Source organism: Ligilactobacillus murinus, from assembly GCF_003288115.1.
In the GTDB taxonomy this organism is placed as follows: Bacteria; Bacillota; Bacilli; order Lactobacillales; family Lactobacillaceae; genus Ligilactobacillus; species Ligilactobacillus murinus.
On the sequence record NZ_CP023565.1, the window covers coordinates 497,748 to 524,231 of the forward strand.

General features: G+C 35.9%; 27 protein-coding genes and 2 pseudogenes. 25 read left to right on the top strand and 4 right to left on the bottom strand.

The window, feature by feature from the left end; translation table 11 throughout:
* Nucleotides 1-315: 315 nt before the first annotated feature.
* From CPS94_RS02460 to CPS94_RS02480, 5 genes are all read left to right on the top strand, one after another.
* On the top strand, nucleotides 316-798 hold the full coding sequence (locus CPS94_RS02460; RefSeq protein ID WP_112195360.1) for a tyrosine-type recombinase/integrase: 483 nt from the start codon (nucleotides 316-318) through the stop codon (nucleotides 796-798).
* Nucleotides 799-1,112: 314 nt separating this feature from the next.
* Nucleotides 1,113-1,367 (top strand): hypothetical protein, encoded by a 255-nt coding sequence (locus CPS94_RS02465; RefSeq protein ID WP_112195358.1) that lies wholly within the window; start codon nucleotides 1,113-1,115, stop codon nucleotides 1,365-1,367.
* A 40-nt stretch (nucleotides 1,368-1,407) separates the two neighbouring features.
* A complete protein-coding gene (locus tag CPS94_RS02470; RefSeq protein WP_112195356.1) occupies nucleotides 1,408-1,665 on the top strand; it encodes a hypothetical protein in 258 nt (85 codons plus the stop codon).
* A 252-nt stretch (nucleotides 1,666-1,917) separates the two neighbouring features.
* Nucleotides 1,918-2,106 carry a type II toxin-antitoxin system HicA family toxin gene (locus CPS94_RS02475; protein WP_076150269.1) on the top strand — a complete coding sequence of 63 codons (189 nt, stop codon included), beginning with the start codon at nucleotides 1,918-1,920 and terminating at the stop codon, nucleotides 2,104-2,106.
* Nucleotides 2,107-2,157: 51 nt separating this feature from the next.
* A complete protein-coding gene (locus CPS94_RS02480) occupies nucleotides 2,158-2,568 on the top strand; it encodes a type II toxin-antitoxin system HicB family antitoxin (RefSeq protein WP_331250496.1) in 411 nt (136 codons plus the stop codon).
* 305 nt (nucleotides 2,569-2,873) lie between these two features.
* Here the strand turns inward: CPS94_RS02480 and CPS94_RS11785 are convergent, their stop codons facing one another.
* Both CPS94_RS11785 and CPS94_RS02490 read right to left on the bottom strand, forming a co-directional pair.
* On the bottom strand, nucleotides 2,874-2,969 hold the full coding sequence (locus CPS94_RS11785; RefSeq protein ID WP_238145397.1) for a cupin domain-containing protein: 96 nt from the start codon (nucleotides 2,967-2,969) through the stop codon (nucleotides 2,874-2,876).
* Between the two features lie 94 nt (nucleotides 2,970-3,063).
* A complete protein-coding gene (locus CPS94_RS02490; protein WP_112195353.1) occupies nucleotides 3,064-3,501 on the bottom strand; it encodes an Rrf2 family transcriptional regulator in 438 nt (145 codons plus the stop codon).
* A gap of 261 nt (nucleotides 3,502-3,762) precedes the next feature.
* Between CPS94_RS02490 and CPS94_RS02495 the strand changes: the two genes are divergently transcribed.
* The 15 genes and pseudogenes from CPS94_RS02495 (at nucleotide 3,763) to CPS94_RS02570 (ending at nucleotide 18,471) form a co-directional block, all read left to right on the top strand.
* Nucleotides 3,763-5,094, top strand: coding sequence for a M20/M25/M40 family metallo-hydrolase (locus CPS94_RS02495; protein WP_112195351.1), 1,332 nt, complete (start codon nucleotides 3,763-3,765; stop codon nucleotides 5,092-5,094).
* Nucleotides 5,095-5,223: 129 nt separating this feature from the next.
* The gene (locus CPS94_RS02500; protein WP_112195349.1) at nucleotides 5,224-6,918 is read left to right on the top strand and encodes an oleate hydratase; all 1,695 of its coding nucleotides are present in this window, start codon (nucleotides 5,224-5,226) and stop codon (nucleotides 6,916-6,918) included.
* Nucleotides 6,919-7,408: 490 nt separating this feature from the next.
* Nucleotides 7,409-8,291, top strand: a pseudogene (locus tag CPS94_RS02505) (DUF871 domain-containing protein); the annotation flags it as partial.
* A gap of 55 nt (nucleotides 8,292-8,346) precedes the next feature.
* A complete protein-coding gene (locus CPS94_RS02510; protein ID WP_112195347.1) occupies nucleotides 8,347-9,186 on the top strand; it encodes an Rpn family recombination-promoting nuclease/putative transposase in 840 nt (279 codons plus the stop codon).
* A gap of 148 nt (nucleotides 9,187-9,334) precedes the next feature.
* A complete protein-coding gene (locus CPS94_RS02515) occupies nucleotides 9,335-9,931 on the top strand; it encodes a tyrosine-type recombinase/integrase (RefSeq protein WP_112195345.1) in 597 nt (198 codons plus the stop codon).
* A gap of 103 nt (nucleotides 9,932-10,034) precedes the next feature.
* A complete protein-coding gene (locus CPS94_RS02520; RefSeq protein WP_112195342.1) occupies nucleotides 10,035-10,910 on the top strand; it encodes a restriction endonuclease in 876 nt (291 codons plus the stop codon).
* Between the two features lies 1 nt (nucleotide 10,911).
* Nucleotides 10,912-14,145, top strand: a complete 3,234-nt coding sequence (locus tag CPS94_RS02525) for a DEAD/DEAH box helicase family protein (protein WP_112195340.1) — start codon at nucleotides 10,912-10,914, stop codon at nucleotides 14,143-14,145.
* Nucleotides 14,135-15,199: an Eco57I restriction-modification methylase domain-containing protein gene (locus tag CPS94_RS02530; protein WP_162626395.1), complete on the top strand. Its 1,065-nt coding sequence runs from the start codon at nucleotides 14,135-14,137 to the stop codon at nucleotides 15,197-15,199. Before CPS94_RS02525 ends, CPS94_RS02530 begins: the two co-directional genes overlap by 11 nt.
* Before the next feature lie 412 nt (nucleotides 15,200-15,611).
* A complete protein-coding gene (locus tag CPS94_RS02540; protein WP_004048046.1) occupies nucleotides 15,612-16,079 on the top strand; it encodes a Dps family protein in 468 nt (155 codons plus the stop codon).
* A 137-nt stretch (nucleotides 16,080-16,216) separates the two neighbouring features.
* The gene (locus CPS94_RS02545; protein WP_004048045.1) at nucleotides 16,217-16,585 is read left to right on the top strand and encodes an ACT domain-containing protein; all 369 of its coding nucleotides are present in this window, start codon (nucleotides 16,217-16,219) and stop codon (nucleotides 16,583-16,585) included.
* 60 nt (nucleotides 16,586-16,645) lie between these two features.
* A complete protein-coding gene (locus CPS94_RS02550) occupies nucleotides 16,646-17,143 on the top strand; it encodes a hypothetical protein (protein WP_112195336.1) in 498 nt (165 codons plus the stop codon).
* A gap of 64 nt (nucleotides 17,144-17,207) precedes the next feature.
* The gene (locus CPS94_RS02555) at nucleotides 17,208-17,405 is read left to right on the top strand and encodes a hypothetical protein (protein ID WP_004048043.1); all 198 of its coding nucleotides are present in this window, start codon (nucleotides 17,208-17,210) and stop codon (nucleotides 17,403-17,405) included.
* A 31-nt stretch (nucleotides 17,406-17,436) separates the two neighbouring features.
* Nucleotides 17,437-17,619, top strand: coding sequence for a hypothetical protein (locus CPS94_RS02560; RefSeq protein ID WP_112195334.1), 183 nt, complete (start codon nucleotides 17,437-17,439; stop codon nucleotides 17,617-17,619).
* Nucleotides 17,620-17,923: 304 nt separating this feature from the next.
* Nucleotides 17,924-18,196, top strand: a complete 273-nt coding sequence (locus CPS94_RS02565; protein WP_112195331.1) for a type II toxin-antitoxin system RelB/DinJ family antitoxin — start codon at nucleotides 17,924-17,926, stop codon at nucleotides 18,194-18,196.
* A 2-nt stretch (nucleotides 18,197-18,198) separates the two neighbouring features.
* Nucleotides 18,199-18,471, top strand: a complete 273-nt coding sequence (locus tag CPS94_RS02570; protein WP_112195329.1) for a type II toxin-antitoxin system YafQ family toxin — start codon at nucleotides 18,199-18,201, stop codon at nucleotides 18,469-18,471.
* A gap of 314 nt (nucleotides 18,472-18,785) precedes the next feature.
* Here the strand turns inward: CPS94_RS02570 and CPS94_RS02575 are convergent, their stop codons facing one another.
* The gene (locus tag CPS94_RS02575; protein WP_004048827.1) at nucleotides 18,786-19,748 is read right to left on the bottom strand and encodes an IS30 family transposase; all 963 of its coding nucleotides are present in this window, start codon (nucleotides 19,746-19,748) and stop codon (nucleotides 18,786-18,788) included.
* 50 nt (nucleotides 19,749-19,798) lie between these two features.
* Between CPS94_RS02575 and CPS94_RS02580 the strand changes: the two genes are divergently transcribed.
* Entirely contained in the window at nucleotides 19,799-20,647 is an 849-nt protein-coding gene (locus CPS94_RS02580) for a GIY-YIG nuclease family protein (protein WP_112286358.1), read from the top strand.
* Between the two features lie 141 nt (nucleotides 20,648-20,788).
* Nucleotides 20,789-21,721: a site-specific integrase gene (locus tag CPS94_RS02585; protein ID WP_112195326.1), complete on the top strand. Its 933-nt coding sequence runs from the start codon at nucleotides 20,789-20,791 to the stop codon at nucleotides 21,719-21,721.
* An 81-nt stretch (nucleotides 21,722-21,802) separates the two neighbouring features.
* Here CPS94_RS02585 and CPS94_RS02590 read toward each other — a convergent pair whose 3' ends face one another.
* The gene (locus CPS94_RS02590; protein ID WP_112195324.1) at nucleotides 21,803-22,318 is read right to left on the bottom strand and encodes a restriction endonuclease subunit S; all 516 of its coding nucleotides are present in this window, start codon (nucleotides 22,316-22,318) and stop codon (nucleotides 21,803-21,805) included.
* Nucleotides 22,319-22,711: 393 nt separating this feature from the next.
* Between CPS94_RS02590 and CPS94_RS02595 the strand changes: the two genes are divergently transcribed.
* From CPS94_RS02595 to CPS94_RS02605, 3 genes and pseudogenes are all read left to right on the top strand, one after another.
* Nucleotides 22,712-23,953: a restriction endonuclease subunit S gene (locus CPS94_RS02595; RefSeq protein ID WP_162626396.1), complete on the top strand. Its 1,242-nt coding sequence runs from the start codon at nucleotides 22,712-22,714 to the stop codon at nucleotides 23,951-23,953.
* Nucleotides 23,954-23,971: 18 nt separating this feature from the next.
* On the top strand, nucleotides 23,972-25,591 hold the full coding sequence (locus CPS94_RS02600; RefSeq protein WP_076150067.1) for a type I restriction-modification system subunit M: 1,620 nt from the start codon (nucleotides 23,972-23,974) through the stop codon (nucleotides 25,589-25,591).
* Nucleotides 25,592-25,628: 37 nt separating this feature from the next.
* A pseudogene (locus CPS94_RS02605) lies at nucleotides 25,629-26,135 on the top strand (restriction endonuclease subunit S); the annotation flags it as partial.
* Between the last annotated feature and the right edge of the window lie 349 nt (nucleotides 26,136-26,484).

A 26,484-nucleotide genomic window follows, 5' to 3' on the forward strand; every position in this document is an offset into this window, starting at 1 on the left:
TGACCAAGCTATTGTAGTATGGTTTACATCTCATTTCGTCAATCGTTAGAATACGCTGTATCGGTGGGAATTTTAGACATAAATGTTTCAATGAAAACAAAATCAATTCCTAAAGGTAAGGCGGTAGTTGCTTACTGGAATAAGAAACAATTTGAAAAAGTAATTTCGCAGTTCTGCATTGATGATTATCATGAATACTTCTGTTTTATGATGATTTGGTTTTATTTTATGACAGGTGTTCGGGTAGGGGAGGCACTAGCCTTGAAGTAGTCTGATATTGATTTGAAAAATGCTAGGTAAGAATTACATCATACCTTGGAATATAGAAACAAGCAGGACTACACTATTAAGCCTTATACTAAAACAGCTAGCGGAAAACGAGTTATTTCGTTAGATTCTGATACGCTCAACTTTCTAAGAAACTGGAAGAAAATTCAAAGGGAGCATGGTGTTAAGAATTTTGTTGTTTCCTATGATGACACGCCAACTAGTCGATCGACAGTTAATAAAATTGTTAAAAGATACGCTAGACTAGCTGAGATACCGGAAATTGAAGCCAAAGGTTTAAGACATAGCCATGTTTCATACTTAATCAATGAGTTCAATGCGGATGTGTTGACTGTATCTAGACGGTTAGGACATTCGGGACCAGATATTACGTTAAAACACTACAGCCACTTATGGAATAGAAATGATGATGGTTTAACTAAACTAATGACTGGTAATATAAACGTTAAATTTTCAGATAAAAAACATGCAAGTTTTAACGGTAATCAGGCATTTAAAATTAATAAGTAACCTGTTTGCCAGATGTTTGCCAAACCGAGTAAGAGAGTAAAGAAAGCTTGATATAATAAGGATTTTTGAAAGAAAAACATATTGAATGGGAATAATGAAGTTGTAAAAAAGATGATTTTATTAGCCCATACATTGGTAAATATTATAGTAATGCAACTGAAGTGCTTACCATGGGATTGGAAAGTATATTTGAGCCAGGTGGGGGAGTACCATACAAGAGAAAAGCAAATGGAGATTACGTTTATAAAAAGATAACTGATGATTCGGAGTATTTAAACTTGATTATCGGTTTGATCTTGAAAGGGTGAAAAGTTATGGAAATAAGGGATGTAAGTGTGGTGTTGAAAAGAATGGCATATTTTACCAATGTTCTAAAACCAAAATATGAAAAGAAATTCGACCATTCTTTAGAAGGTGTTTGCTTTTGGGATCCTCTTCACATTGAACAGTATCCTGAAGAGGTGGAAGCCGCAATTGCTGAGTTAGAAACAGCAATTAAAGAAAATAAAATTTTACTTGATGAGGATGGGGAACCATTAGCTCCCGCTTCAGAACATGTGATTTATTAGCAGGTTCGACTAAAAATATTATGAATCGAGGTATGCTTGAATGGCTAAAAGATACAAAATATTCGCAGGTGACGTAGAATTTTCTTATGGGAATAATGCTTTGACGAATTGGCATAACTTGACAGGGGATGAACAGCTTGAGCTAAAAGCTTTTGTCTCTCGAATGGCAGATGAATATGGAGAAGATGCCTGTTTCCATTTTGATGACCCAGAGGAACTATATTGGCCCAAGCTTACTCCCGAAGAGCGAGAAAATGTCAGAAAGGCTATCGAGCCACATATTATCAAAGTTAAGTAGTTATGTTAGCATTCAGCGCAAGTTGAGTACTTTTTATTTTGTCTTTTTGCGATCGCAGACGTTAAAGAACGGTCGATCAGTTAACAACCAGCAAATATCGATATTTTCCTTGGCAACGGTGCTTTCATTCAAGACATCAGCTATGAACAACCAGCGTAAGCAAGCTTAACTCGAAATTATAAGTTTTAGACAGTAACATTGACTTTACGTATTGATACGTATATTATATTAGATGTAAGGGGGTAGGTATACATGCCACTTACAGGTAAAGATATGCTCAAACTTCTTAAAAAGAATGGCTGGAAAGAAATACGAGTTACTGGTTCTCACCATGTGATGGAAAAAGATAGTAAACAAATTATTGTTCCAGTTCATGATAATAAAGACCTGCGCAAGGGACTTGAGCAACGTATCTTGAAAGACGCTGAACTTAAGCGTTAAGGTTTAGCAGAGGTGCAGGTTTTGTCCTGTGCCTTATTTTGTTTTCAAGGAGTGATTGAATTGTCTAAAAGTTTAGTCATGGCATATCCTGCTATTTTTAAGCAAGAAGAAGAAGGGGGATACTTTATTGAGTTCCCTGATTTGGACGGTGTATATACTGGGATAAATGAAGATGACATACCTTTTGGATTAGAGATGGCCAGTGAAGCACTAGGTATCATGTTAGCTGAATTTATTCAAAACGGTAAGAAATTTAATGATCCATCACCTGTAAATGCTATTGAGCATGATAAAAATAGCTTTGTAACATTAGTAGCAGTAGATGTTGCTAAATATTTTGAAAAGGATAAGCTTGTTAAAAAAACGTTATCTATTCCAGCTTGGGTAGATGAGAGAGGCAAGAAGTTAGGACTTAATTTTTCAGCTTTGTTGACTAAAGCAGTTCTTGAAACATCAGAATAATGATTTTAAAGGGTCAGTTAGTGCTTGAATAAAGTGTTTACTGGCTTTTTGTATGGAGAAAATTTTTATCAATTCAAATGGGACAGTATGAAACGCATTTGACTGCTTTGAAAGGCAGAAAATGTATAAATGTATGTAAACTAGGGTTAGCCAGCAAGAAATTTGTGAAGATAAAATTTATCACGAAAGAACAATATGGAGGAAATTACTGGCAAAAAATATGAATAGTTAAATTAAGCGCCTCGCTCGATTTTTCGGCGGGGCGCTTTCTTGTGTTCAATTTAGATAAATAGGAAGTTGTTGCATCAGCTGATCAGCGAAACTTCTGCAAACCCGATCCAAATATAAGACCAAGGTGTGTTTTTATCGGCAATGTAGGTAGTTTCTTGGCCAGGCTCGATCCAAAAAACTTGTCCAGCTTTGGAGGGATAAAATTCATTGTTACTGCTTTTTCCATATGAACACCTACTAAAAAGTTACTATGATCAGCAATAGTTAGATATCAGGAAGATATTTTTTTGCATCATTCAAAACTTGAGCTAAGGTGATCGCTTTTAATTCATTTTCCATTGCTTGTTGGACACGAAGCAATTTGTCATCTAAGATATTATGGATATTTTTACCTACAGGACAAGCAGGATTGGGTGAATCATGGAAGCTAAATAAAGTCCCATTTTTAACGCTATCGACTGCTTGATACACATCAAATAAACTGAGTTGCTCGTATGGTTTGGTGATCGTTGCTCCACCTTGTCCGCGTTTGACCATGACAAGCTCGGCTTTTTTGAGCTGCGATAAAATATTGCGAATGATCACAGGATTGACTTGAATACTTTTGGCTAAAACCTCACTAGTTACTCTTTCTTTTTGATCAGCGGTAGCAATATAGGTCAAGATGTGCATTGCAATCGTAAAGCGACTCGAGATCTGCATAAACATCACCTTTCTATAATAAGTATCATTTACTCAACTATACGGCGCAATTGTTGTGATGTCAATGGTTACAACTAACGGAAAGTAGTCTTTAGTATAATAAATATATTATAAAATTAATTATTACTTCCCCGATTAACGCTTTGTGAGGCAAAGTTAGTTGAAAGTGCTGTTTTACAGTATCTTTTTTGATTGACAACCTTAAATATATTAAATATACTTTAGAAAAAAATGAAGATATATTTTGAGGAAGTGATCATCATGACAGAAAATCTACGTGAATTTGCATTAAAACATCTTACTGATTATTATGATCTGTTGCGCCTGCCTTCGATCTCGGCACAAAAAGAGGCGCTTCCTGAGACAGCAGAATTATTAGTCGAGCTTTTCAACGAGCTTGGGGCAACTAGGGTAGAAAAGTTAGGAAGCTTTGAGTCTGCTCCAGCAGTATTTGCAGAGTTTAAGGGCAATGATCCAACGAAGACGGTCTTGTTTTATCAACATTACGATGTTCAGCCACCAGAGCCTTTGGAAAAATGGGAAAGTGATCCATTTGAACCGACGATCAGGGAGGGTAAATTATATGCCAGAGGTGCTTCAGATAATAAAGGGGAACTCATTTCACGCTTAGTTTTAGTGAAGTATTTTAAAGAAAATGGTGGGCTACCTGTTAATGTTAAATTTTTTGTCGAAGGTGAAGAAGAGATCGGCAGTCCGCATGTCGCGCAGATCGTTCAGGAAAATAGAGAAAAATTAGCCGCAGATGCTTGTATCTGGGAAGGTGGTGGCAAAAACTACGTCGACAATTATCAGATCGTCGGTGGTATGCGGGGGATCACGGTCTTTGATGTCGAAACGACGACAGCTGATATCGACTTGCATTCATCGTTAGCTTCATATGCAGAAAATGCTGCTTGGCGTTTAGTTCGTGGCTTAGCTACTTTACGTGATGATACCGGCAAAGTTTTAGTCGAAGGTTTTTATGATGATGTCCAACCGTTGAGCAAGGCGGAAGAAGAAGCCGTTTTTGCCTATGATTTTGACTTAGATGTGGCGATCAGTCGGGCTGGTTTGAGACGGACCCTCAAAGCCGAGCATAAATTAGCGTTAGTCAATGAACCAACGATGACGATCAATGGTTTGACTGCTGGTTATCAAGGTAAAGGCGTCAAAACGGTGATCCCGCATATGGCTTCGGCGAAATTGGATTGTCGGTTAACGCCTTCACAAGATCCAAAAAAGATCGCACAGTTGATCCAAGAACATTTAGATAAAAATGGCTTTGAAGATCTAAAAGTCAGGTATCGTCTAGGTGAAAATGGGCATCGTTCACCGATGAGTGATCCCTTTATCCAATTAGTCCTTGCTAAGGCCAAAGACTACTACGGTAAACAAACTAAATATCTACCTAATTCAGCCGGTGGTGGTCCTGCTGAGGTCTTTAGTAATGAATTGGACCTACCGATCGTGATCTTAGGGGTCTCTTATGCCGGAAGCCAGGTGCACAGCCCCAATGAGCATATTCGACTCCAGGATTTTGGGGATGGAACTCAGCTTTTAGGTGATATTTTGGTGGAATTTGGTAAAAATTAATTTTTTTTGAACTAAGTGGTTATTTGCGACGAAATGAGGATTTTGTCGCTTTTTTGAGTGTTTTTATCTGTATTTTTACTGTAAGAGAACTATAATGGAGGTGAATTTTGATAGATGGGGTGATATGTTATGTTAAAGAATAAAGCAGTAATGATCGGTGCTGGTATCGCTAATATGGCTGCCGCCGTTTATTTGATCCAAGAAGGTCATTGGCGTGGCGAAGACATCACTTTTTATGCCCTTGATCTACATGGAGCAAATGATGGTGCTGCCGCTTCAGTTGCAGCTGAACAGTATTGGAACAAGAACCATCCAATGGAAAACACCAAGGGCTACGTTGCACGTGGTGGACGGATGTTGAATTATCGGACTTATGTTGATCTGATGGATCTATTAGATCGGATCCCTTCAGTAACTGAGCCAGGTATGACAGCGGCTGAAGATACGCGTGATTTTGATAGCAAACACCGGACATTTGATAAAGCACGGCTGATGCAAGGTGGTAAAGGGATCATTGATGGTCACAAACTAGGACTGAATAATTTAGACCGCATGTTATTGACCCGCTTGATCATGTTACCTGATGATAAGGAAGAAGAATTGGACAATGTTTCGATAGCTGAATACTTTAAAGATGATTCACATATGTTCCAAACTAATTTCTGGTACATGTGGGAGACGACATTTGCCTTTCGCGTTGAATCATCAGCGCAAGAATTACGGCGCTATATGCACCAAATGATCTATGAATTTACTCAGATCGAACATTTAGTTGGGGTCAATCGGACACGCTACAATCAATTTGAAAGTATCATGTTACCTTTGATCAAATACCTCGAAGGTCAAGGATGCAAGTTTGTGATGAATAGTCGGGTCGAAGCTTTTGATTTCAAAGAGACGTCGATGCAAGATGAGATCACCGTTACTGGTTTAGAGATCTTAGATACTGCGACAAACGAAAAGAAGCATGTTGCGATCGCTTCTGATACTGCTGTCTTCTTTACGAATGGTTCGATCACAGACTCGGCTAGCCTGGGTGACTTTAATACACCTGCACCGGAAAATATGGACTATGGGGCTGCTTCCTCACTGTGGAAGCAAGCGACCCAACATTTCTATAATTTGGGTAATCCAGATAAATTCTTTGCTGATCGGAACGCTTCAGAATGGGTCAGCTTTACTTTGACGACCAAAGATCATCTGTTGTTAAATGAGATCACACGGATAACGACCCAATTACCAGGGAATGCGCTCAATTCATTTCTATCAACAGAGCCGATCACACCACTAGGCCATGAAGATGTCAATATGTCAATCGTTGTTCACCACCAACCGCACTTTACGACGCAAAAACCAAATGAGACCGTCTTATGGGGTTATTTCCTTTACCCAAGACGGCGGGGTGAATTTGTCGATAAACAATATATCAAGATGACTGGTAAAGAGATGTTACAAGAATTGATCGGGCAACTTTCTAAAGTCGATCCCGGACCGGTCAATATCAAAGAAAAAGAAGCAGCGATCATGGATAGCGTGATCAATTGTATCCCAGTTTATATGCCATATGCTTCTGCTTTGTTCAATAACCGGGCTAAGAGCGATCGCCCAGAAGTCATCCCAGAACATTCGACGAACTTAGCCTTTACCGGTGAATTTGTGGAACAACCATATCAGATGGTCTTTACCGAACAAAGTGCTGTTCGTTCTGGTGAGATCGCTGCTTTCCACTTTGCCGGTGTGCCGATGAGCAAATTGGTCAAGACACCACGCTATGACAAAGATCCCCGGGTCTTGATGCGGGCTGCTAAGCGAATGTTTGAATAGCATGTGTCCAAGTTTAGCCTCTCGTAAATAATAAGAGGGTGTCCGTCAACTGATAGGGATGACCCATACAACACTTCCTGCAGAAATGTGGGGAGTGTTTTTTTACGCATAGTATGCATAGAATTTCAACCATTGCAAATATGAGTAGAACAGACCAAAAAGCTCTTTTCGACAGTTGTTCGCTATTTTTTAGTACGGATATTATACCAAAAGCGTATCATTACACTCACCTAGATCGGCCCCTAAAGAACAAGATATTTAGATAAATTAGTACAATGTAATAAAATAAAAAATATATTACTTAAATAATTTTAAAGTAGTAGCCGAGATGCTTATGACTTTTTGGGTAAGGCTATTTGCTAGTAATCTAAAAAGAAAATGGTTACAATATAATTGATCTAGACCAATGGGAGGTGTATTTTTGAGATCGAGAAAAGAAGAAATATTAGAGATATTAACTAAAAACCATAATAAATTTACTGCAAAAGAATTGGCAGATAAATTACAGATCGATCGGGCTAATGTCAGTCGTTATCTCAATGAGTTGACCAAATTAGGGGCTGATGGGATCAGATTAGATGAAGGCTTTGATGGCAGTAAAGAAGTCATGTTGAGTTATAATCCCGAAGGTCTAGCGATCGAGTTGAATATGAGCAACAATGTAGTGTATTTGGAAAATATCTTGTCATATGAAGCTAATGCACCCTTTATTTATGGGTGTCATAACTTCTATCCGCAAGAAGGTTCAGCCTTGCCGTATGATTTCTTTATCAGTTGCAGTCAACGTTTTAAGCGCCATGGCATCAAAACGGCGGCTTTTGTAACAAGTCAAAGTGCTAAAGGTGGACCGTGGGATGTCAATGATGGCTTACCTACGCTTGAAATGCATCGGCAGCTACCGCTTGACCTGCAGGCACGACATCTGTTTGCGACTGGGTTGATCGATACGGTGATCATTGGTAATGCCTATGCTTCAGATGAAGAACTAAGATCACTAGCAGCGATTGATCGCTATAAATTGAGTCTAGGGATCGTGTTTGTACCGCAAGCAACGAAGCTTGAAAAAAGATCGTAGCCTACCCGAAAAATTTCCGGCGAGGCGATATTACAGCCAGTGCGATCCGTTCGACGATGGTGCGCGTAAAATACGCTGAGCAGACTAACCCAGCTCATGATAATACCAAGGAATTTCAAAGAGGCGATGTAGTGATCGGCATGATGACTTTGGAAAGTATAAAAATGAGCTCCAGATCGTTTTAGAACCGCACAGTGATCCACGCAAGAATTTAGTTGGCAAGATCCCCCCAGAAGAGTTGATACTGTTAGATTTTGTCAAACCGTGGACCAAATTTAAATTTGTGCCTAGAAACTGAGCATTTGATTTGAGTATTTTGTGATGCAGGTCCAAAATAAGCTCAAAGGGGATGGGTGGCTTTGAGCACAAAAAAAGAATTGGTAAGAAAATGGGAACGGGCTAGTCTTAAAGATAGCGTAGTATTTTCTTGGATCGTTTCAGAACACCAAGATGTTTGTTTGCAGTTGTTACAACTGATCTTGCCTAAATTGCAGATCATAAGTGTCCATGATGTCAAAGGTGAGTATACGCAAAAGGAAAGTACGGCTTTTCACGGAGTACGCTTTGATGTCTATGCAGAAGATGAACAAGGAAAAATGTATGATATCGAGATGCAAGTGATCGATAAACATGATCTAGGTAAACGGATCGCATATTATCAGAGTAATTTAGTCCGACATGCTCTACTTGCGGGGCAGTCATATAGTGATAAAGTTGATACGTATGTGATCTTTGTATGTAATTTTGATTATGGTGGTGCAAAATTACCTGTTTATACGACTAGGGTCATTTTAAGTGAAAATGGTAAATTGATAGATACAGGTGAGCATAATATTATTTTAAATGCTAAAGCGCCAGATCTTTCGGGAATATCGCAAGGCTTAGCGGCTTTTTTACGATATGTTGATACTTCGGTTGCAACGGATAGTTTTACGCAAAAACTCGATGAGTATATCGCAGAATTAAAGCGAGATAGTGAAAAGAGGTTAGGTTACATGGAACTTGAGCAAGAGATAGTCGCACGTGAAGAATACGCCAAGAAAAAGGCTCTTGAAGAAGAACGTGAAAAGATCGTTAAAAATATGTTAAACGAGGGCTATACTAAAGAACAGATCATTGATTTAATGCCTAAATTAACGGGGATGACTCAAAATGAAGTGGTAGCACTTTACGATAAACTATGTGTGAAATAGTTGGAAAGTAAAAGAAAAATTGAAATATCTCTATTGCCGTAGCTGATCTAGCTACGGCTTTTTTTAAAAAAGGCGTCATTTTCAACTTATGTTTCTAAAAGTGATATGATAACTATCTAAATCCTATGAATTAAAGGAGACTTGATCTATGGAACACAAATTCTATACTGTACAACCGATCAAAAATAAAGTTGTACTTTCTCAAGTAAAAAAAACCCTACTTGAACATTTTCGAGCAGGGCGTCGTAACTATACTATTTTTCAAGTAGGCAAGGCTAAATTATTACGAGTAAGTGATGTTTTATCACTAAAATATTCAGATGTCTATAACAAAAATGGACAAGTAAAGATGAGAACTCACATCTATGACCAGAAAACTAATAAGCCAAATACCATTTATTTAAAGCCGGTAAAACAAGATCTTAAAAACTATCGCCTTTGGCTAAAAGCTCAACAGATCGAATCAATCTGGCTTTTCCCATCTTTTACTGATCCAACTAAGCATTTGACACGTAAACAATACTATAAGATCATGGCTAAAACTGGAGATCTTTTAGGGATCGATTATCTAGGTACACATACAATGCGTAAAACTGGTGCTTACTTTGTTTACCACCAAACTAATTTTGATATTGGCTTGGTCATGCAATTATTAAATCATAGTAGTCAACAATCAACCTTACACTATCTAGGGATTGATCAAACTACCCGCGAAAATATCCTAGATAAAATTGATTTTGACTAGCTTTATTATGTATAATGTGGAGTGAATTATTAGGCGTCAAAAGTTGAAAATGACGCCTGTAATAAGAATTAGTTGATGATCTAAAAGTGATGGAGGAACTTAAGTGGATGATTTTTATGAGAGAAATAGTATACGAGAAAAATTCCCGAAGATCTTAGATATTTTATTACTAGATAGAACTAGATCAACTACTAGATATCATCAAAATATTATTTGGGCAAATAGTAATTATCGAAGTAAAGGTAAAGCATATTCTCAAACTTCTCAGATAAAATCGAGTCTAATAACGGGAAAAATGAAAGACGTTATTAAATCAAGAGCATTTAAATCAAAAGATATTCAAAAAGCTAGGACAAAGCAAAAGGCTGAAGTTTTTACACCTACTTGGGTGATCAAACAACAGATCGATGAAGTAAGTACTGCTCAGCGAGATGATCTAGATAGTCATATAAAAATAAAGTGGTTAGAAATAGCTTGTGGTGAAGCGCCTTATATCACTACTAGATATGATATGAAAACAGGAAAATTTATTGAAGTATCTAAACGAGTAGGTATCTTAGATCGAAAACTGAAGATGGTAAATGAAAAGATAGCTGGATTTTTAGCTTGGCAAAATGCTGTTGAATTGGCATATAAAACGATTTATGGCTTTGAGTGGAATGGTGATTCATTGCTACTTGCTCGTGAAAATTTACTGTATACATATATCGAAAATTATGTATTTAAGTGGCAAGTTTATCCTGATGAAAAATCTCTTGAGAAGATAGCAGTCATTATCAGCTATAACATCTTTCAAATGGATGGTCTGAAATATATTATTCCACTTTCTGAAAAGAAAGAAAAAATTCACAGTGGTCAGCTATCATTATTTGATGATCCAGAGCCAACACAATGGATCATTAGAAAAGGCATCAGGGTAAAAGTTATGGATTGGGAAAAAAATAAAATGGAATTTTTTGATAAAGGGATCGGTGAATAAGATGGACAAGACAAAAATTAAAACGACAAAGACGATCTATCCACAAATTTATGCGTATATTTTACCTGAGATCGAGCGTAAACGAGGCTGGATAAAAATCGGATACACTGAAAAGAAAAACGTAGATGCGAGGATACAAGAACAGACCAAGACAGCTGATGTGGAATATCAAAAACTTTGGTCAGCTCCTGCAAAATTCAATCAAAAAGATAAGTGGTTCAAAGACCGTCAATTTCATGCATATTTAGAAAAATATAAGCATATAAGAAAGCAAACTGGACATGAATGGTTTTATTACAACGGGACCCCTACTAGATCTTGGGAAGATTACAAAGATTACATCAATCTGGACCTTGAACAAGCAAAAGAAGAATTAACATACACTCTCAGGTCTGAGCAAAAAAGAGCCGTTGAAAAGACATTAAAATATGCAAAAGAGCATCCACAAGGAGAATTTTTGTGGAATGCTAAACCAAGATTTGGGAAGACATTGACCACGTATGATCTAGCGCAGCGATTAGAAGCAAAAACTGTTTTAGTAGTGACCAATCGACCAGCGATAGCAACGTCATGGTTTGACGATTTTGAAAGATTTATTGCCTGGCAGACGAATTATAAATTTATTTCCAATTCAAGTAGTTTAAAAAATCGAGCAATTATGAGCAGAGCTGACTATCTTGCTAGCTTAGATAATGAAAAAGGAGCACAGATAACATTTGTTTCCCTTCAGGATCTAAAGGGAGCTAAAAGTTTTGGGGGCGCCTATGAAAAGTTTGATTGGATCGCAGATTTAAACTGGGATATGTTAGTGATAGATGAAAGTCATGAAGGAGTCGATACATTAAAAACGGATATTGTTTTTGATAATATCAAGCGCAAATTCACGTTGTATTTGTCAGGGACTCCTTTTAAGGCACTCGCATCTGGAAAGTTTAAAGACGATCAGATCTACAATTGGACATATGCCGATGAACAAAAAGCAAAAGCAAACTGGCAAGATGTTGAGCAAAATAATCCATATTCAGATCTGCCTCGGCTGAATCTTTTTTCATATCAAATGAGCCCGATGATCACAGAAGAAATTGAGCAAGGGGCACAAATAGATGGTAAAAATATGGATTATGCTTTTGATTTAAATGAGTTCTTTGCAACTAAAGACAATGGAGATCTTGTCTATAAAAAACAAGTGCTGAAATGGTTAGATACTCTAACAAAAAACGAAAAGTATCCATTTTCAACGCCTGAATTGCGGACCGAGTTAAAGCACACATTTTGGATCTTGGATCGGGTAGCGAGTGCTAAAGCTTTAATGAAACTACTAAAAAAGCATGAAGTATTTAAAGATTATAAGGTCGTTCTGGCAGCTGGTGATGGTAAAGTGACAGACGATCAAAAGGTAAATGAGAATTCTTTAGCTAGAGTAAAAGAAGCTATTCGTAAAAATAGTAAAACGATCACGTTATCAGTTGGACAATTAACAACTGGGATAACTGTCCCAGAGTGGACTGCTGTATTGATGCTTTCAAATATGAGATCACCTAGTCTTTATATGCAAGCCGCTTTTAGGGCACAAAATGCGTGGCGTTACGAAGAAAATGGTTTGTCCAAGCGCAAAGAAAATGCTTATGTCTTTGATTTTTCACCAGAACGTACGTTGATGATCTATGATGAATTTGCTAACAACTTATCTAATAAATCATCTGAGATTTTAGATGTTGATAAACGCCAAAGGAAGATCAGACAATTATTGAATTTTTTTCCTGTGATCGCCGAAGATAGTACAGGTAAGATGACAGAACTCGATGCAAAACAGGTGCTGACGATGCCTAAAGTACTAAAAGCAAAAGAAGTTGTAAAAAGGGGCTTTATGTCCAATTTCTTGTTTAAAAATATATCGGGTATTTTTTCTTCCCCAGAGGCTAAAGAGATCTTAGAAGACCTAAATCCACTACCTAAAAATAAAAATGTTCCTCAAAATAATCGTGTAAAAGTCGACACAAAAGAAATTGAGTTGGATGAAAATGGAGCAGTAAAGATCCGTCCGGAGATAGTCATTGGTGAAAATAAAGCACATTTTGGAGAAAAGGTATATAAAGAAATGGAAGAAGAGATCGAGAATTCGGAAAGTGCCAAACTCCAAATGTTAGCTAGTCAGATATTTAAAAAGCGTACATTAGAAGCAACCAAAGCTCTAGCAAAAGAAAAGGGATTAACGACTAAACAAGCAGAGAGGATCACAAACTTAGGAGCTAAAGCAGTGGCGCGTGAGGTAGAAGAGATCCAAATAAAAAATAATATCAGAAAAAATAAGGTGAAAAAAGAATTTGAATTACGCAAAGCTGAGGCACAGCTGGATAGCAAAGCCTTGCAAAAGATCGAAGAGCAGTTACAACAAAAAATTCAAAAAGTAGAAAGCGAAGTTGTTACACAAGTTAAAGAGACTTTACAAAAGTATACGCTAAATTCTACTGAGAAGATCATGCAAAAGATGCAAAAAAAAGATAAACAGCAAGTAGAAGACGATGTGCGCTCACGTTTGCGCGGTTTTGCTAGAACGATCCCTTCATTTTTGATGGCTTATGGGACAGAGAATACCACATTGGCTAACTTTGATAAAAATATTTCAGATACAGTATTCAAGGAAGTAACAGGGATCTCACTTGAACAATTTAGGGTATTACGGGATAAGTATCGTTTTTTTGACGAAATCGTGTTTGATGAGTCGATCCAAGCTTTTTTAGCTAAGAGAAAGGAGTTAGCTAACTACTTTGATGAAAATTTAAAGGAAGATATCTTTAGCTATATTCCCCCACAAAAGACTAATCAGATCTTTACGCCAAAAGAGACAGTCAAACTGATGGTAGATGAATTGCAAAAAGACGATCCAAACATTTTTAGTGATCCTGATAAAACATTTGCGGATCTATATATGAAATCTGGGTCATATATTACTGAGATCGTCAAACGCTTATATATTGGGTTGGCAGATGTAATACCAGATCAAAACAAGCGGATCAAGCATATCTTAGAAAAACAAGTTTATGGTTTTGCTCCAACGGAGATTATTTATCGGATAGCTCACAATTATATCTTTGGTTTTTATGATGAAGTTGGTAAGATCGATGATTCACATATCGTTTTACTAGATACGACTTCATTTGCTTGCAATAAAGCTAGCGGTAGTTTAGCTGAAAAATGTGATGAATTATTTGGAGGAAGTAAAGATGAAATTTGATATAGTTATTGGAAATCCGCCTTATCAAGAAAATGACAATGGAAAACGCGATGATGGAGCAGCTAATGCATCTGCAAGCCCGATATATAACCATTTCTTTTATTTAGCAAGAGAAGTGGCACTAAAAAAAGTGAATCTTATTTTTCCGGCAAGATGGCTCAATGGGGCAGGAAAAGGCTTAAGTGATTTTAGGCGAGATATGTTACAAGATCAACATATCAGATCCATGTCTGTATTTAAAAATGCAAGTATGTTATTTCCAAATACCGATATAAAAGGTGGAGTCTTGTATTTGACTTATGACAAAGAATATATCGGGCCTGCCGATATCAGTGTTATCGATCATGACAAACAGCGATACGAGTTTAAGAGTTATTTAAATTCGGCTGGTTCAGGCGTATTTATTCCTTATGGTGAATTGGTAAGTATTTTTGAAAAGGTCTCGAAAGTAGCAAACTTAAAGGAAGAAAATATCGGAAAGATCACTTCGGTTCGAAAACCTTATGGCCTAGCAACGAACTTTTTTAATGATCCTCAAAAATTTAATTTACCAGAGATATACGAGGAAAAACAAAATAAAGATGATATTGAGATATTAGGATTGATAAAGAATAAACGAATATATAAATATATTCCTGTAGACTATCCCATTCCTGATGGTAGAGAAAATATTTATAAGTGGAAAGTATTTGGACCGTACGCCTATGGTTCAGGAGAATTTGGCGAATGCGTATCAGAGTTACTTATAGGGAGACCTGGTCAAATTTCGACCGAAACGTTCTTAGTGTTCGGGCCGTTTGATTCGGAATATGAAGCAAACGCATTTAAAAAATATTTTTATACCAAATTTTTTAGAGCATTGGTGGGAATTTTAAAAACTACTCAGCATAGTACTACAACGTATGGCTTTGTACCACTTCAAGACTTTACCAAAAATTCAGATATAGATTGGTCGCTGAGTATTTCAAAGATCGATCAACAATTATATGAAAAATATGGACTAGATCAAGAAGAGGTCAATTTCATCGAAAGTAAGGTCAGATCTATGGAATAGTGGCTTTCTTTAGGCAAAATATCTTGGTGAAGGCTACTTGATCCTAGTTATTTTATTCTCCAGTTCAAATTTCTGATAAATTACTGACAAAGTAAAATAGTTCTATGATCAATGTTGCCTGAGGATAGGATTTTATCGCTCGTAAAATGAGCAATAAACTGTTCCTTGGAGCATGAAAATATAAATACTACAGTAACTGCTAAACTGATCCAAAAATCAGTAGCAACAGCTCGCAAGCATTTAGCTAAATTTGTAAGCTTGGGTCTTTTAGTGGCACAGAGAAGTAATAAAAATCGCAGTTATCATAAGGTGTAAAAGTACCCAGTTCAAATTTTAGAATTTCTGATAAATTAATGTTATAGTAAATAATGTAGAAACATTCTAATTTATTTTGTCTTGGGAGGAATTTTACATGAAGTATGGAGAAACAAAGAAAGTTTTGAACCAACTTGTTGCAGATTTGAGCCAAATGTCAATGATCATTCATCAAACACATTGGTATATGCGTGGCACCAACTTTTTGAAGTTACACCCATTGATGGATGAATTCATGGATGAGATCAATGACCAACTCGATGTGATCTCGGAACGCTTGATCATTCTTGATGGAGCACCATATTCAACGCTTCGTGAAATGGCCGAGCATACAGGGATCAAAGATGAACCTGGTAGCTATGACAAGACGATGGCAGAACATCTAGCTAAATTGCTAGAAGGTTATCGCTATCTTGAAGCTTTGTATCAAAAAGGTATCGAAGTCAGTGATCAAGAACAAGATCACAGCACACAAGATATCTTTATCGGATTTAAGACTGATATCGAAAAGAAGATCTGGATGGTAAGTGCTGAACTAGGTAACGCACCTGAGATCGATAAATAGTTAAGAGTCTAAACATCATGTTATCGCTTGATAGCATGATGTTTTTTGTATACAACTAACGCTTAACAAAATATTGCACAACGTATATTCACTTGCTATACTTACAGCTATAATAAGTGTAAGAAGCGGAGACGAATATGGAATTAAAAGTTATCGCACATGATTTTTCAGTTTGCAAAGTAAAAGATTATTCACAAGTCGACTTAAGTAAGGAATACTGTTTTACGGGAAAAACAGACGAAGAAAACTCACTAGTTTGTTTGACTAAAGATGTACCTCCAAACGTCTTGGAACGTGATGATGCTTGGAAAGCTTTCCGGATCCAAGGTGTGTTAGATTTTTCACTGATCGGGATCTTGGCTAAGATCTCGACTTTGTTAGCAGAAAATAAAATCGGTATCTTTGCGATCTCAACTTACAATACGGATTACATCTTGACTAAGGCAAAAGAATATCGCTCAGCATTAGATGTCTTGGCTAAAGCAGGTTATCAGATCGTAGAATAAACAGTAAATGAGATATGAGCTACACTGAGAAAGTGACCAAGCGTATGAGGAGATGAGCAGATGTCAGGAAGACAAACAAATAAAAAATTAGCTATCGATATGGTCACAGTTTTGACGCAACCACCAGTTCCACCGGCATTGCATTATGTGAATCTGCGGACGATCATGGGAGAATTTGAATGGAATAAGCTGAAAAAACAATATCGTTTGTTAGCTGATCATCACTGCATGATCTGTCAACGATATGTCAGTCATACTGCTGGGGACTGGCTTGAATTACATGAGCAATATGAATATGATTTTGTTAATTTGATCCAAACATTGACCGGATATGTCTCAATCTGTCATGAATGCCACATGTATATCCACACGGGATTTTGGGGTTTACAATTGCAGCAAGGCACTATCAGTTTGGAGAAATATCAGCAAGTGATCACTAAGGGGGATGCGTTGTTGCAAGAGTTTGGGTTGCAAAAGATAGTGTATCCAAGTGATGCCTGCTTTTATGATCCTGAGTGGAAATTATCATTTGGAGGAAAGCTGTATCAAAGTCACTGATGTATAGTGTATAATTAAAGTGTAAACGGTTACTGTTTTTTGCGATCGCAAGGGGGTCTTGAACATGAAAGATAAAATGAATATTGCTATTGTAGTTGCTATTTTTGTTACGCAGTATTTTTATAGTTTATTTATTGCAAAGTTGATGCCTTCTGCTGAAGTGAACCTAGTCGTCAATATTTTAGTTAGTTTGTTAGTGATCGGGAGTGTTGTTCTGGTATTTAAAGGGTTGGAAAAATGGAAAATACGAGGTACTGAATAAAAGAATTGGCACTTGAACTCGGGGATAGTTTATGAAGAAATATTTGGAGATTGTAGAAAAAGCCATAGTTGCCTTGGTCTTTGCTTTTATTTTTGCTGGTATAATACAGCTTTTGGGGATTGATTTTAATACAAAGAGATATATTTGTATGGTCATAGTAACGCTACTTTTCTTCGCTTTAATTGATTTTATTCGAATAAAGCGTTCACGATAGAGTGATTGGCGCCTAAGATCGATAATATCAGTAGTATCTATTTTCGTTGCGGAATTTAAAATTTCAAAGAAGTTTAAAGGCGAATCTATGTGAGCTAAAGTATTTATGTAAAGCTGTTCGAAAAAGGATTGATACACTTACAATACTAGCTCTTTGATATGTATAGAAAAGTTAAATTCGTTAAAGACTAATTGCGATATGGAATCGGGACTATTTTTTAGATATTCCACCCACTATCATCAATCAATTTGCTTTACAATGTATACCTTTTGTATTATTATGATTGTGAAAGGAGTGACTTACTATGGCGACAAGTCCAACACAAATTAGGATCGATCAAACAGTAAAAAAGGAAGCGAATGCTCTTTTTTCTGAGTTAGGAATGGATATGTCTTCTGCAGTTAATATGTTTTTACGTCAATGCATTTTACGAGGTGGCATACCCTTTCCAGTAGAACTACCGAAGTATAATAAAGAAACAATGGCTGCAATGGTTGAAGCTAAACGAATTTCACATGACCATAATGTTCCCAGCTATTCAAACATGGAAGACTTGTTGAAAGCTTTGGAGGAATAGTGGTGTATAAAGTCAAATTTACAAATAAATTTAAAAAAAGCTATAAGTTAATGAAAAAACGAGGGTATGATATGTCATTGCTAAATGATATTATCGATGCGTTAAGGCAAGGGAAAACTCTTGCAGAAAAGTATCATAATCATCAATTAACTGGTGAGTTTATTGGATATTATGAATGTCATATTAAACCCGATTGGTTGCTGATATATCTTGTAGAAGATGACATTATGACACTATCGTTGATCAATACTGGATCGCATTCAGACTTATTTTAGTCGCTCAAATTGAGTGACTATTTTTTTATTTGATCGAATAGAAGAAAATGATATAGATAATTGAAACATAGGAAAATTTTGACGATATGCATTGATAATGATACTAAGAAAAATAAACGATCTGAAGTATTAAAAGCAATGAATTATAGTAAGATGTCAACTCTTGGTATAGAATCAATGTTGGTAAAAGTATTGTCAATATTGCTGTTTTTTTGATAAAATGCTATGCTAACGTTTAACTAGGTTGTATTACTTTGGAGAGTTGATTTTAGTGAAACAGATTTTTATTTTTTCACCTGAATTGTCAAATTAAGTTAGAAAAAAACTACATGCTCATTTGTAATGTACTTCATGAATACTTCTAGTGGGGTTTTGTAGTTTAAACTTTTACGTGGAATATTGTTTCTATAGCTAGCTACTTGTTGGACATAGTCAGTGGGGAGATCACTGAGATTCATATCTTTTCCTAGTCCGTCTTTCCTAAGTAATCCATTCGTATGTTCATTTAGTGCACGTTGGTTAGGAGCACCTACATCGGCAAAGTAGGTACTGATATCATGCTTATTAGCGATATCTTTCCACTTAGAAAATTCCTTACCATTATCAAAAGTGATCGATTTAAAGAGTCCTTTAGGAGTAACAGAAAGTAAAGCATCAAGTTTCTCAAAGATAGCTTTATCCGTCTTATGGCGTGTATTCAAAATGATGACAGCCTTAGACTTTCGTTCAACTAATGTCATTACTGCACCACGATGTTTTTTACCTTGGATCGTATCAGCTTCAAGATGTCCAAATTCATTATGGTAGTTGGGATAGTCCTGATGCCGCTCTGAAAGAGCCCGACCTAGTCGTCCAGCTTTTCCACGGCGTTCAACGTAACCATTTGGATGTCTTTTTCCTTTCATTGGGAGCGAGGTCACATCTAAAACGTTAGAACGCTTGAAGATGCGATAAAGCGTACGCATTGAGCAACTGATATGTTTTTCATTACGTCCGATGATCGTATCAGGAGTCCAACCTAGACTAACTTTTTCCTTGATGTACTCAAGCTCATCATTAGGTAATACGATGAGTTTACGGCCGGATTTAGATTTATTAGCCCGATAGTTTTCATAGTATTCAGAGATCGAATTCCCAGCATCTAAAAAACGATATACTCGATAAATAGTTTCAGCACTACGTTTTAAGGTTTTAGCTACAATATAGGCTTTAACACCTTGATTCCAAAAATTTTGTATGAAGGACAGTTCGCTTATGGTAAGATGATTATAGGTCATTTGTGATTTTCCTTTACTTTTGTTTGTTGGTACTCAAAAGTCTATCACAAATGGCTTTTTATTTTTCTAACTTAATTTTACAAACTGCGTCAGATAATAGAAAAGATAGTATTGTATATTTTGAACGCGAGCCAGCAATTTTAGTTTCAATGAGTCGTAGTGACTTGTTGTATTTAAAAGAACAAGATTTTGCAACGTATCCAGCGATCTATGTTTTAATTGGTGGTAATAAGCGTTATGTCGGACAAGTTGCAGGACAAAAAATCGAGCAACGTTTAACGCAACACTTTCAAAATAAAGCAAATGACTGGGTCGAATCTGTGCTGTTTTTTGGACGGGCGGATGGTAAAATGTCAAAAGCTGATACAGATTATCTCGAGCGTAGGCTGATCAAGGATTTTAAAGAAAAGTCAAGCTATGAGTTGACAAATTCAACTAAAGGAAACAAGTCATATATTGATAAGTTACAAAAGGCAAAATCTGATCAGTTATATAATATTGCATTTGAAATCTTAAATGACATTGCTAATATTGATCTGTTCGGTACGGAAAAGGAAGAAAACTATACATATAATGAGAACCACCCATTTAAGTTGACTTTTGAAAATAAGGTGATAACTGCGAAATCAGCGCGGAAATTATATACTAAATTTGCCGAAGCGATCATAGAAAATCCTGGCTATGAAGCGATTATAAAGAAAATGGTAGTTGAAGGATGTCCAACGTACAGTTTGATTTTTGGGAGCGAAATAGGAAATTATAATGGATATCCTAATGCTGTTCGACTGAGTAATGGGATCTGCTTATATAATAATCTTTCTCGTAAAGCTTTGCGCGAGAAGATCAATACGATCGCGCAACAAGTCGGTGTGGAATATGAAATCTTAAAATGGAGCTAAGAAATTTATAGTACTGTATCATCTAATTGATGCTATAGTGCTTTTTTTGTGTTTAATCAATTAAATAATCATAGTAAACTAAGATTGCTCTCCAACAACGTAAGCCATCCTCATGGTTATAAAATTATGGGGGAACAAAAAATGGAAAATAATAAAAATACGAAACACGAGCTATTTCACGAATATTACGCATGTTGGATCAATATTTATAAGGAAGGTGCAATTCGCCATGTAACGATGCAAAAATACAAAATGACTCAGCAATGGCTAGTTAAATTGATCCCTAATTTAGAAGTATGCCAGTTGAACCGGACAACTTATCAGCAATTGTTAAACGATTATGCAAAATATCATGAACGCCAAACAACAATGGATTTTCATCATCAACTAAAAGCTGCAATTCTAGATGCAGTTGATGAAGGCTGGATCAATCGTGATCCAACGCGAAAAGCGATCATTAAGGGAAAAACACCACGTGAAAAGAAGCAAAAATTTTTAAATCAATTTGAAGTTCACAAACTGCTAAGTGATCTAGACTTAGGTCCGACTATCAATTGGGATTGGATGATCTTACTGATCGCTAAAACGGGGATGCGTTTTTCAGAGGCGTTAGCATTAACGCCAGCAGATTTTGATTTTTTACATCAAACTGTACGTGTAAATAAGACATGGGATTATAAAAATGACACTGGATTTATGCCAACTAAGAACTTTACGTCTAATCGCAAAATCCAGATCGATTGGCAGACGGTCATTCAGTTTACAGAATTGTTGAAAGGGTTACCAGAAGATGATCCGATTTTTGTAAAGGGCAAAGTCTGGAATTCGACACCTAATAAGCGCTTAGAGCGACATTGTAAGAATGTAGGTATTCCAGTGATCACGATCCATGGTTTACGACATACACATGCATCGTTATTATTATTTGCAGGAGTATCAATTGCCAGCGTAGCACGAAGATTAGGGCATGCAAGTATGACTACGACACAAAAAACATACTTGCATATTATTGCAGAATTAGAGAACAAAGATGTTGATTTGGTTATGCGCTCGCTATCTGGGCTAAGTAACTAATATTTTTCTACATGAGGATGGTTTACGTAGTTGGGGAGAATCCGCATGAAATAAGGATTTATAGGGGATGATGAGTAAATTTTAGTTAGTATACCTACACTGATGAAGGGTAATCAACTCGTCTAAATGCTTGAAAAAGCTACCAATCTTTTGCTGCTCCTCTAAATTTGGATATAATAGATTCACTTGTTTTAAATCCTGATTTCTAAGATGAACAACTGATTTTCCTTGGGCTCTCCTGGATAATTCTCTTTTTTGTGTTCCATTTGATATAGTTATGGCTAAAAAGATAGCATTAAGGTCAGGTAATGGATGGATGATATTTAAATCTCCTCCTAATATTATTCCTTTTTTCAGTATTGCAGATGCCCTAGAAATATCTTCAGCACTTTCACCTGAAGCTGGAACTACTACATCATTCCCTGAGCTGTATATTGTTTTATCCTTAACCCTAGCAAAGGTATCTACTTTTTCTATATTCGTTTTATAGTTTGTATATAGGCTACCGTATAAAATAATTGGAGTTTGATTTGAATCTTGAACTAAATCTTTTTTTGAATATCCGTTTCCCTTTGTGAAACTTGCTAGTAATCCCAACTTTCGCAGTTCCCAAGCGTAAGTATAATTCTTCTATTTTAGGCATATTTTCTAAAAAAACATGGTATACTACTAGTGGTAGTTATTTTTAAGAAGTAGCTAGAGTGACTAAATATCCGTGTTAATTACATAACATTTATCAATATTTATCTATTATGGTTATGGTACATAAAAAACTATTTAGTTTAACTTTATTTCGCTGGTTGCGCAATTTAGTTAAACTTTTTTTAGAGGGATAAATTTGGCTATGAAAACCTTGCATAAAGATCGATTTTAGTGATAGATGACTTGTTTTGAATTTTTATACAAAGTTATTGTTATGTTTTTTTACGATAGTGTGAATTACAGCTCAGAGTAATAAAATAAATCGAATACCTAATAAGGAGAATGATTATGGCTGAAGAAAAGAAAAATATTCCCAAGCTTAGGTTTAGGGAATTTACGGGTGATAATGCAAACGCTTGGGAACAGCGAAAGTTGGGGGAGATTGTTGAATGGAGTAAAGGATCGGGGCTTTCTAAGGATGCTCTAAACATTCAAGGAATAGGAGTTCCGGTAATTCATTATGCAGACTTATACAAATTTAATTCTGTTCAAAAAGAAGTTATACATTGGACAATGAATGACATAGGAACGAAGATCCCTGAAAATAATTTATTGTTCCCTATGTCCGATGTTACACCTGATGGATTGGCCCGAACATCTACAGTATTACAATCTAATGTCAAAGCAGGCGGGGATGTTTTAATTGCAAAATTAAATAAAGATATATTGTCAACATTTATGTCTTATCAAATAAATCGAAATAAAAATCAAATCTTACCATTAGTAACTGGCACGACTGTGAGACATATAAATTCAAAATCATTAAGTACCCTAAAAGTAACTGTTCCTGGGAAAAATGAGCAAAAATATGTTGGATCAATACTAATGCGTTTCGATTCCCTCATCGCCCTTCATCAGCGTATGCTAGATGAATATAAAACTTTGAAGAAAACAATGTTGTCAAAAATATTTCCAAAAAATGGTGAAAAATACCCAGAATTACGTTTTTTTGGCTTTACGGACGCTTGGGAACTGCGGAAGTTAGGGAGGATTTCTGATATTAGTACAGGTAAAGCGTTTAAAAGCTCCGAATTTGATAAAAGCGGGGAATTTTTGGTTGTAACTAATAAAGAGATATCAGATAGCAAATTTAGTAATAAAGTAGCTGGAGACAGGATAAATATTAGTGATGATAAGATTTTGAACAAGTATGTACTTATAGGCCAAAATATTTTAGTTACTATGGACGGGGTTAATATTGGAAAAGTTGGAAAATATACAAATAGCAAAGCTGTTTTGGCACAACGCGTTGGACGAGTTCAATCAAAGCAATTCGATTTCGTTTATGCAGTCCTTGATAATCAAAAATTTGTTAATAAAATGAATGTTTTAGCTGTTGGAAATGCTATCAAACACATATCGCTTAGTCAAATAAGTGACTACCATTTTTGGCTACCTATATGTGATGTGGAACAACAAAAGATCGGTAGCTTTTTCAAGCACTTAGACGAGTTGATTACCCTTCATCAGCGTGAGTTAGAATTACTTAAAACATTGAAAAAAACGATGCTTCAACAGATGTTTGTATAAAAAAGGAGAGAATTGAATATGAGTAATGCAAGTGACGTTACGTCAAAGCTATGGGAAATGGCTAATAAGTTACGTGGAACAATGGATGCAAGTGAGTATAAGAACTATATTTTGCCTTTTATGTTCTATCGTTATCTATCAGAAAATCAAGATGAATATTTGGCTGACAACTATTTGGAAGAATTTTATGAAGTGACTGACCCCAAAGAAAAAGAAGAGTATCTTCAGGATATTTCTAAGGGAATCGGTTATGCGATCGACCCAGAGTATGTTTGGGATAAGATGGTTTCTAAGATTGAAAATCATAAGATCAAAGCCAGTGATTTCCAAGATATGTTTGATTCATTCAATGCAAATGCTAAGCGTAATGCCGCAGCTGAGGATGATTTTGCAAATGTGTTTTCAGATGTTAATTTAGGTGATACTCGTTTAGGTTCATCCACAAATGAACGTGCTAAAGCCTTGAATGATATTGTCTTGATGATTAATGAATTTAATTTTAAAGATGACTCTGGACATGATATTTTAGGTGACGTATACGAATATTTGATTGGCCAATTTGCGGCTAATGCGGGTAAAAAAGGTGGGGAATTTTACACTCCGCATGAAGTAAGTCAAGTTTTATCAAAAATAGTAACACTGAATTCAAAAGAATCGGATGATCAATTTCATGTTTATGATCCAACTATGGGTTCGGGATCATTACTATTAACCGTACAAAAAGAATTACCCAATGGTGATGCAGAGGGCTCTGTTGATTTTTATGGTCAAGAATTGAATACAACAACTTACAACTTAGCTCGGATGAATTTGATGATGCACGGTGTCAATTATCGAAATATGAATTTGAAACGTGCTGATACACTTGATGCTGATTGGCCGTTTGATGAAAAAGACGGTGTTCAGGTTCCTGTGAAATTTGATGCAGTGGTAGCTAATCCTCCTTACTCACAAAAATGGGATATTAAAAATGTAGATCGTGAAAAAGATACACGCTTTAAGGGGTTTGGGATCGCACCAGCTTCAAAAGCTGATTATGCTTTCGTTTTACATGGCCTATATCACCTAGAAAAGACTGGAACAATGGCTATTGTATTACCTCATGGTGTGCTATTTAGAGGAGCTGCGGAAGGCAAGATTCGTAAAAATATTATTAAGGAAAATTTACTCGATGCAGTTATCGGTCTACCAGCTAACTTGTTCTATGGAACAAGTATCCCAACATGTGTTCTAGTGTTTAAAGGTCGTGAATCACGTGGTGACAATAAGGATATTTTATTTATTGATGCATCAAATGAGTTTGAAAAGGATAAAAATCAAAATAAATTAACCAGCGAAAACATCGAAAAAATCGTTGAAACTTATCGAAAGCGTGAAGATGTTGATAAGTATGCGCATGTTGCAAGTATCGAAGAGATTGAAGAAAATGACTTTAATTTAAATATTCCACGGTATGTTGATACTTTTGAAGAAGAGGAAGTTATCCCACTTTCTGAAATCGTGACAAACATTAATGAGACTCGTTCTGATATTGAAAAAACAACTAATGAGTTATACAGTCTATTAGATGAATTGGTGGGAACAACCCCTGAAGTAGATAAGGAATTCCAAGAATTTTTAGCAAAATTCAAGAAATAGGAACTATACTTTGAAAAATCGTAGGTAATTACTACTTTTGCTTATCAGGACAAACGCTTGGGAACTGCGAAAGTTGGGGGATATAGGTTCTGTTGCAATGAACAAGCGAGTTTTTAAGCATCAAACATCTGATAATGGAGAGATCCCATTTTTTAAAATCGGCACTTTCGGTGGAAAAGCAGATACATTTATATCAAGGAAACTTTTTGAAGAATACAAAAGAAAATATCCTTATCCTAATAAAGGTGATATATTACTTTCAGCATCTGGAAGTATAGGTAAAATTGTTGTATATACAGGGGAAGATGAATATTTTCAAGATAGTAATATTGTTTGGTTTAAACATGATGGCAAAATTAATAATCAATTTTTAAAACAATTTTACACAATTGTTAAATGGGATGGACTAGAGGGTAGTACGATTAAGCGTCTGTATAATAAGAATATATTGAATACCAATATACTTTTACCTGCTATTAGAGAACAAGAAAAAATTGGTACCTTCTTCAAGCACCTAGATTCGTTAATTACCCTTCATCAGCGTAATGAGAAATTCAGTAGTTAGTGTGATAGGCTAAGCTATTTTAGCTAGAAAATCTAAATTAGCGTATGTAATTACCGATATATTTATATGATTTTATTGATATACTGCTATGTTTTATTTGTAGGATGTAATTTCTATTTAAAATTATATGAACTATATTATGGCTAGTGACTACATTATTTAGAGCTATAGCTAGAAGCGAATAAATTATCATAATAATTTCTGGTAAAATAGCTTGAATTTATTACTATTATTAATTTAAAGTTAGTAATAAATATCCAAAAATCGCTATATTATTGATACTAATTGTCGATAATATAGCGATTTTTTGGCGTGTGCTCAAGAGTGG

Bases quoted from the DNA above. Each gene is read 5' to 3' on its own strand.
- CPS94_RS02525 (WP_112195340.1), top strand. From the start codon at position 10,912: ATGGACAAGACAAAAATTAAAACGACAAAGACGATCTATCCACAAATT.
- CPS94_RS02545 (WP_004048045.1), top strand. From the start codon at position 16,217: ATGGAATTAAAAGTTATCGCACATGATTTTTCAGTTTGCAAAGTAAAA.
- CPS94_RS02515 (WP_112195345.1), top strand. From the start codon at position 9,335: ATGGAACACAAATTCTATACTGTACAACCGATCAAAAATAAAGTTGTA.
- CPS94_RS02540 (WP_004048046.1), top strand. From the start codon at position 15,612: ATGAAGTATGGAGAAACAAAGAAAGTTTTGAACCAACTTGTTGCAGAT.
- CPS94_RS02565 (WP_112195331.1), top strand. From the start codon at position 17,924: ATGGCGACAAGTCCAACACAAATTAGGATCGATCAAACAGTAAAAAAG.
- CPS94_RS02550 (WP_112195336.1), top strand. From the start codon at position 16,646: ATGTCAGGAAGACAAACAAATAAAAAATTAGCTATCGATATGGTCACA.
- CPS94_RS02500 (WP_112195349.1), top strand. From the start codon at position 5,224: ATGTTAAAGAATAAAGCAGTAATGATCGGTGCTGGTATCGCTAATATG.
- CPS94_RS02475 (WP_076150269.1), top strand. From the start codon at position 1,918: ATGCCACTTACAGGTAAAGATATGCTCAAACTTCTTAAAAAGAATGGC.
- CPS94_RS02470 (WP_112195356.1), top strand. From the start codon at position 1,408: ATGGCTAAAAGATACAAAATATTCGCAGGTGACGTAGAATTTTCTTAT.
- CPS94_RS02575 (WP_004048827.1), bottom strand. From the start codon at position 19,748: ATGACCTATAATCATCTTACCATAAGCGAACTGTCCTTCATACAAAAT.
- CPS94_RS02465 (WP_112195358.1), top strand. From the start codon at position 1,113: ATGGAAATAAGGGATGTAAGTGTGGTGTTGAAAAGAATGGCATATTTT.
- CPS94_RS02560 (WP_112195334.1), top strand. From the start codon at position 17,437: ATGAAGAAATATTTGGAGATTGTAGAAAAAGCCATAGTTGCCTTGGTC.
- CPS94_RS02600 (WP_076150067.1), top strand. From the start codon at position 23,972: ATGAGTAATGCAAGTGACGTTACGTCAAAGCTATGGGAAATGGCTAAT.
- CPS94_RS02530 (WP_162626395.1), top strand. From the start codon at position 14,135: ATGAAATTTGATATAGTTATTGGAAATCCGCCTTATCAAGAAAATGAC.
- CPS94_RS02585 (WP_112195326.1), top strand. From the start codon at position 20,789: ATGGAAAATAATAAAAATACGAAACACGAGCTATTTCACGAATATTAC.
- CPS94_RS02580 (WP_112286358.1), top strand. From the start codon at position 19,799: ATGGCTTTTTATTTTTCTAACTTAATTTTACAAACTGCGTCAGATAAT.
- CPS94_RS02490 (WP_112195353.1), bottom strand. From the start codon at position 3,501: ATGCAGATCTCGAGTCGCTTTACGATTGCAATGCACATCTTGACCTAT.
- CPS94_RS02495 (WP_112195351.1), top strand. From the start codon at position 3,763: ATGACAGAAAATCTACGTGAATTTGCATTAAAACATCTTACTGATTAT.
- CPS94_RS02595 (WP_162626396.1), top strand. From the start codon at position 22,712: ATGGCTGAAGAAAAGAAAAATATTCCCAAGCTTAGGTTTAGGGAATTT.
- CPS94_RS02555 (WP_004048043.1), top strand. From the start codon at position 17,208: ATGAAAGATAAAATGAATATTGCTATTGTAGTTGCTATTTTTGTTACG.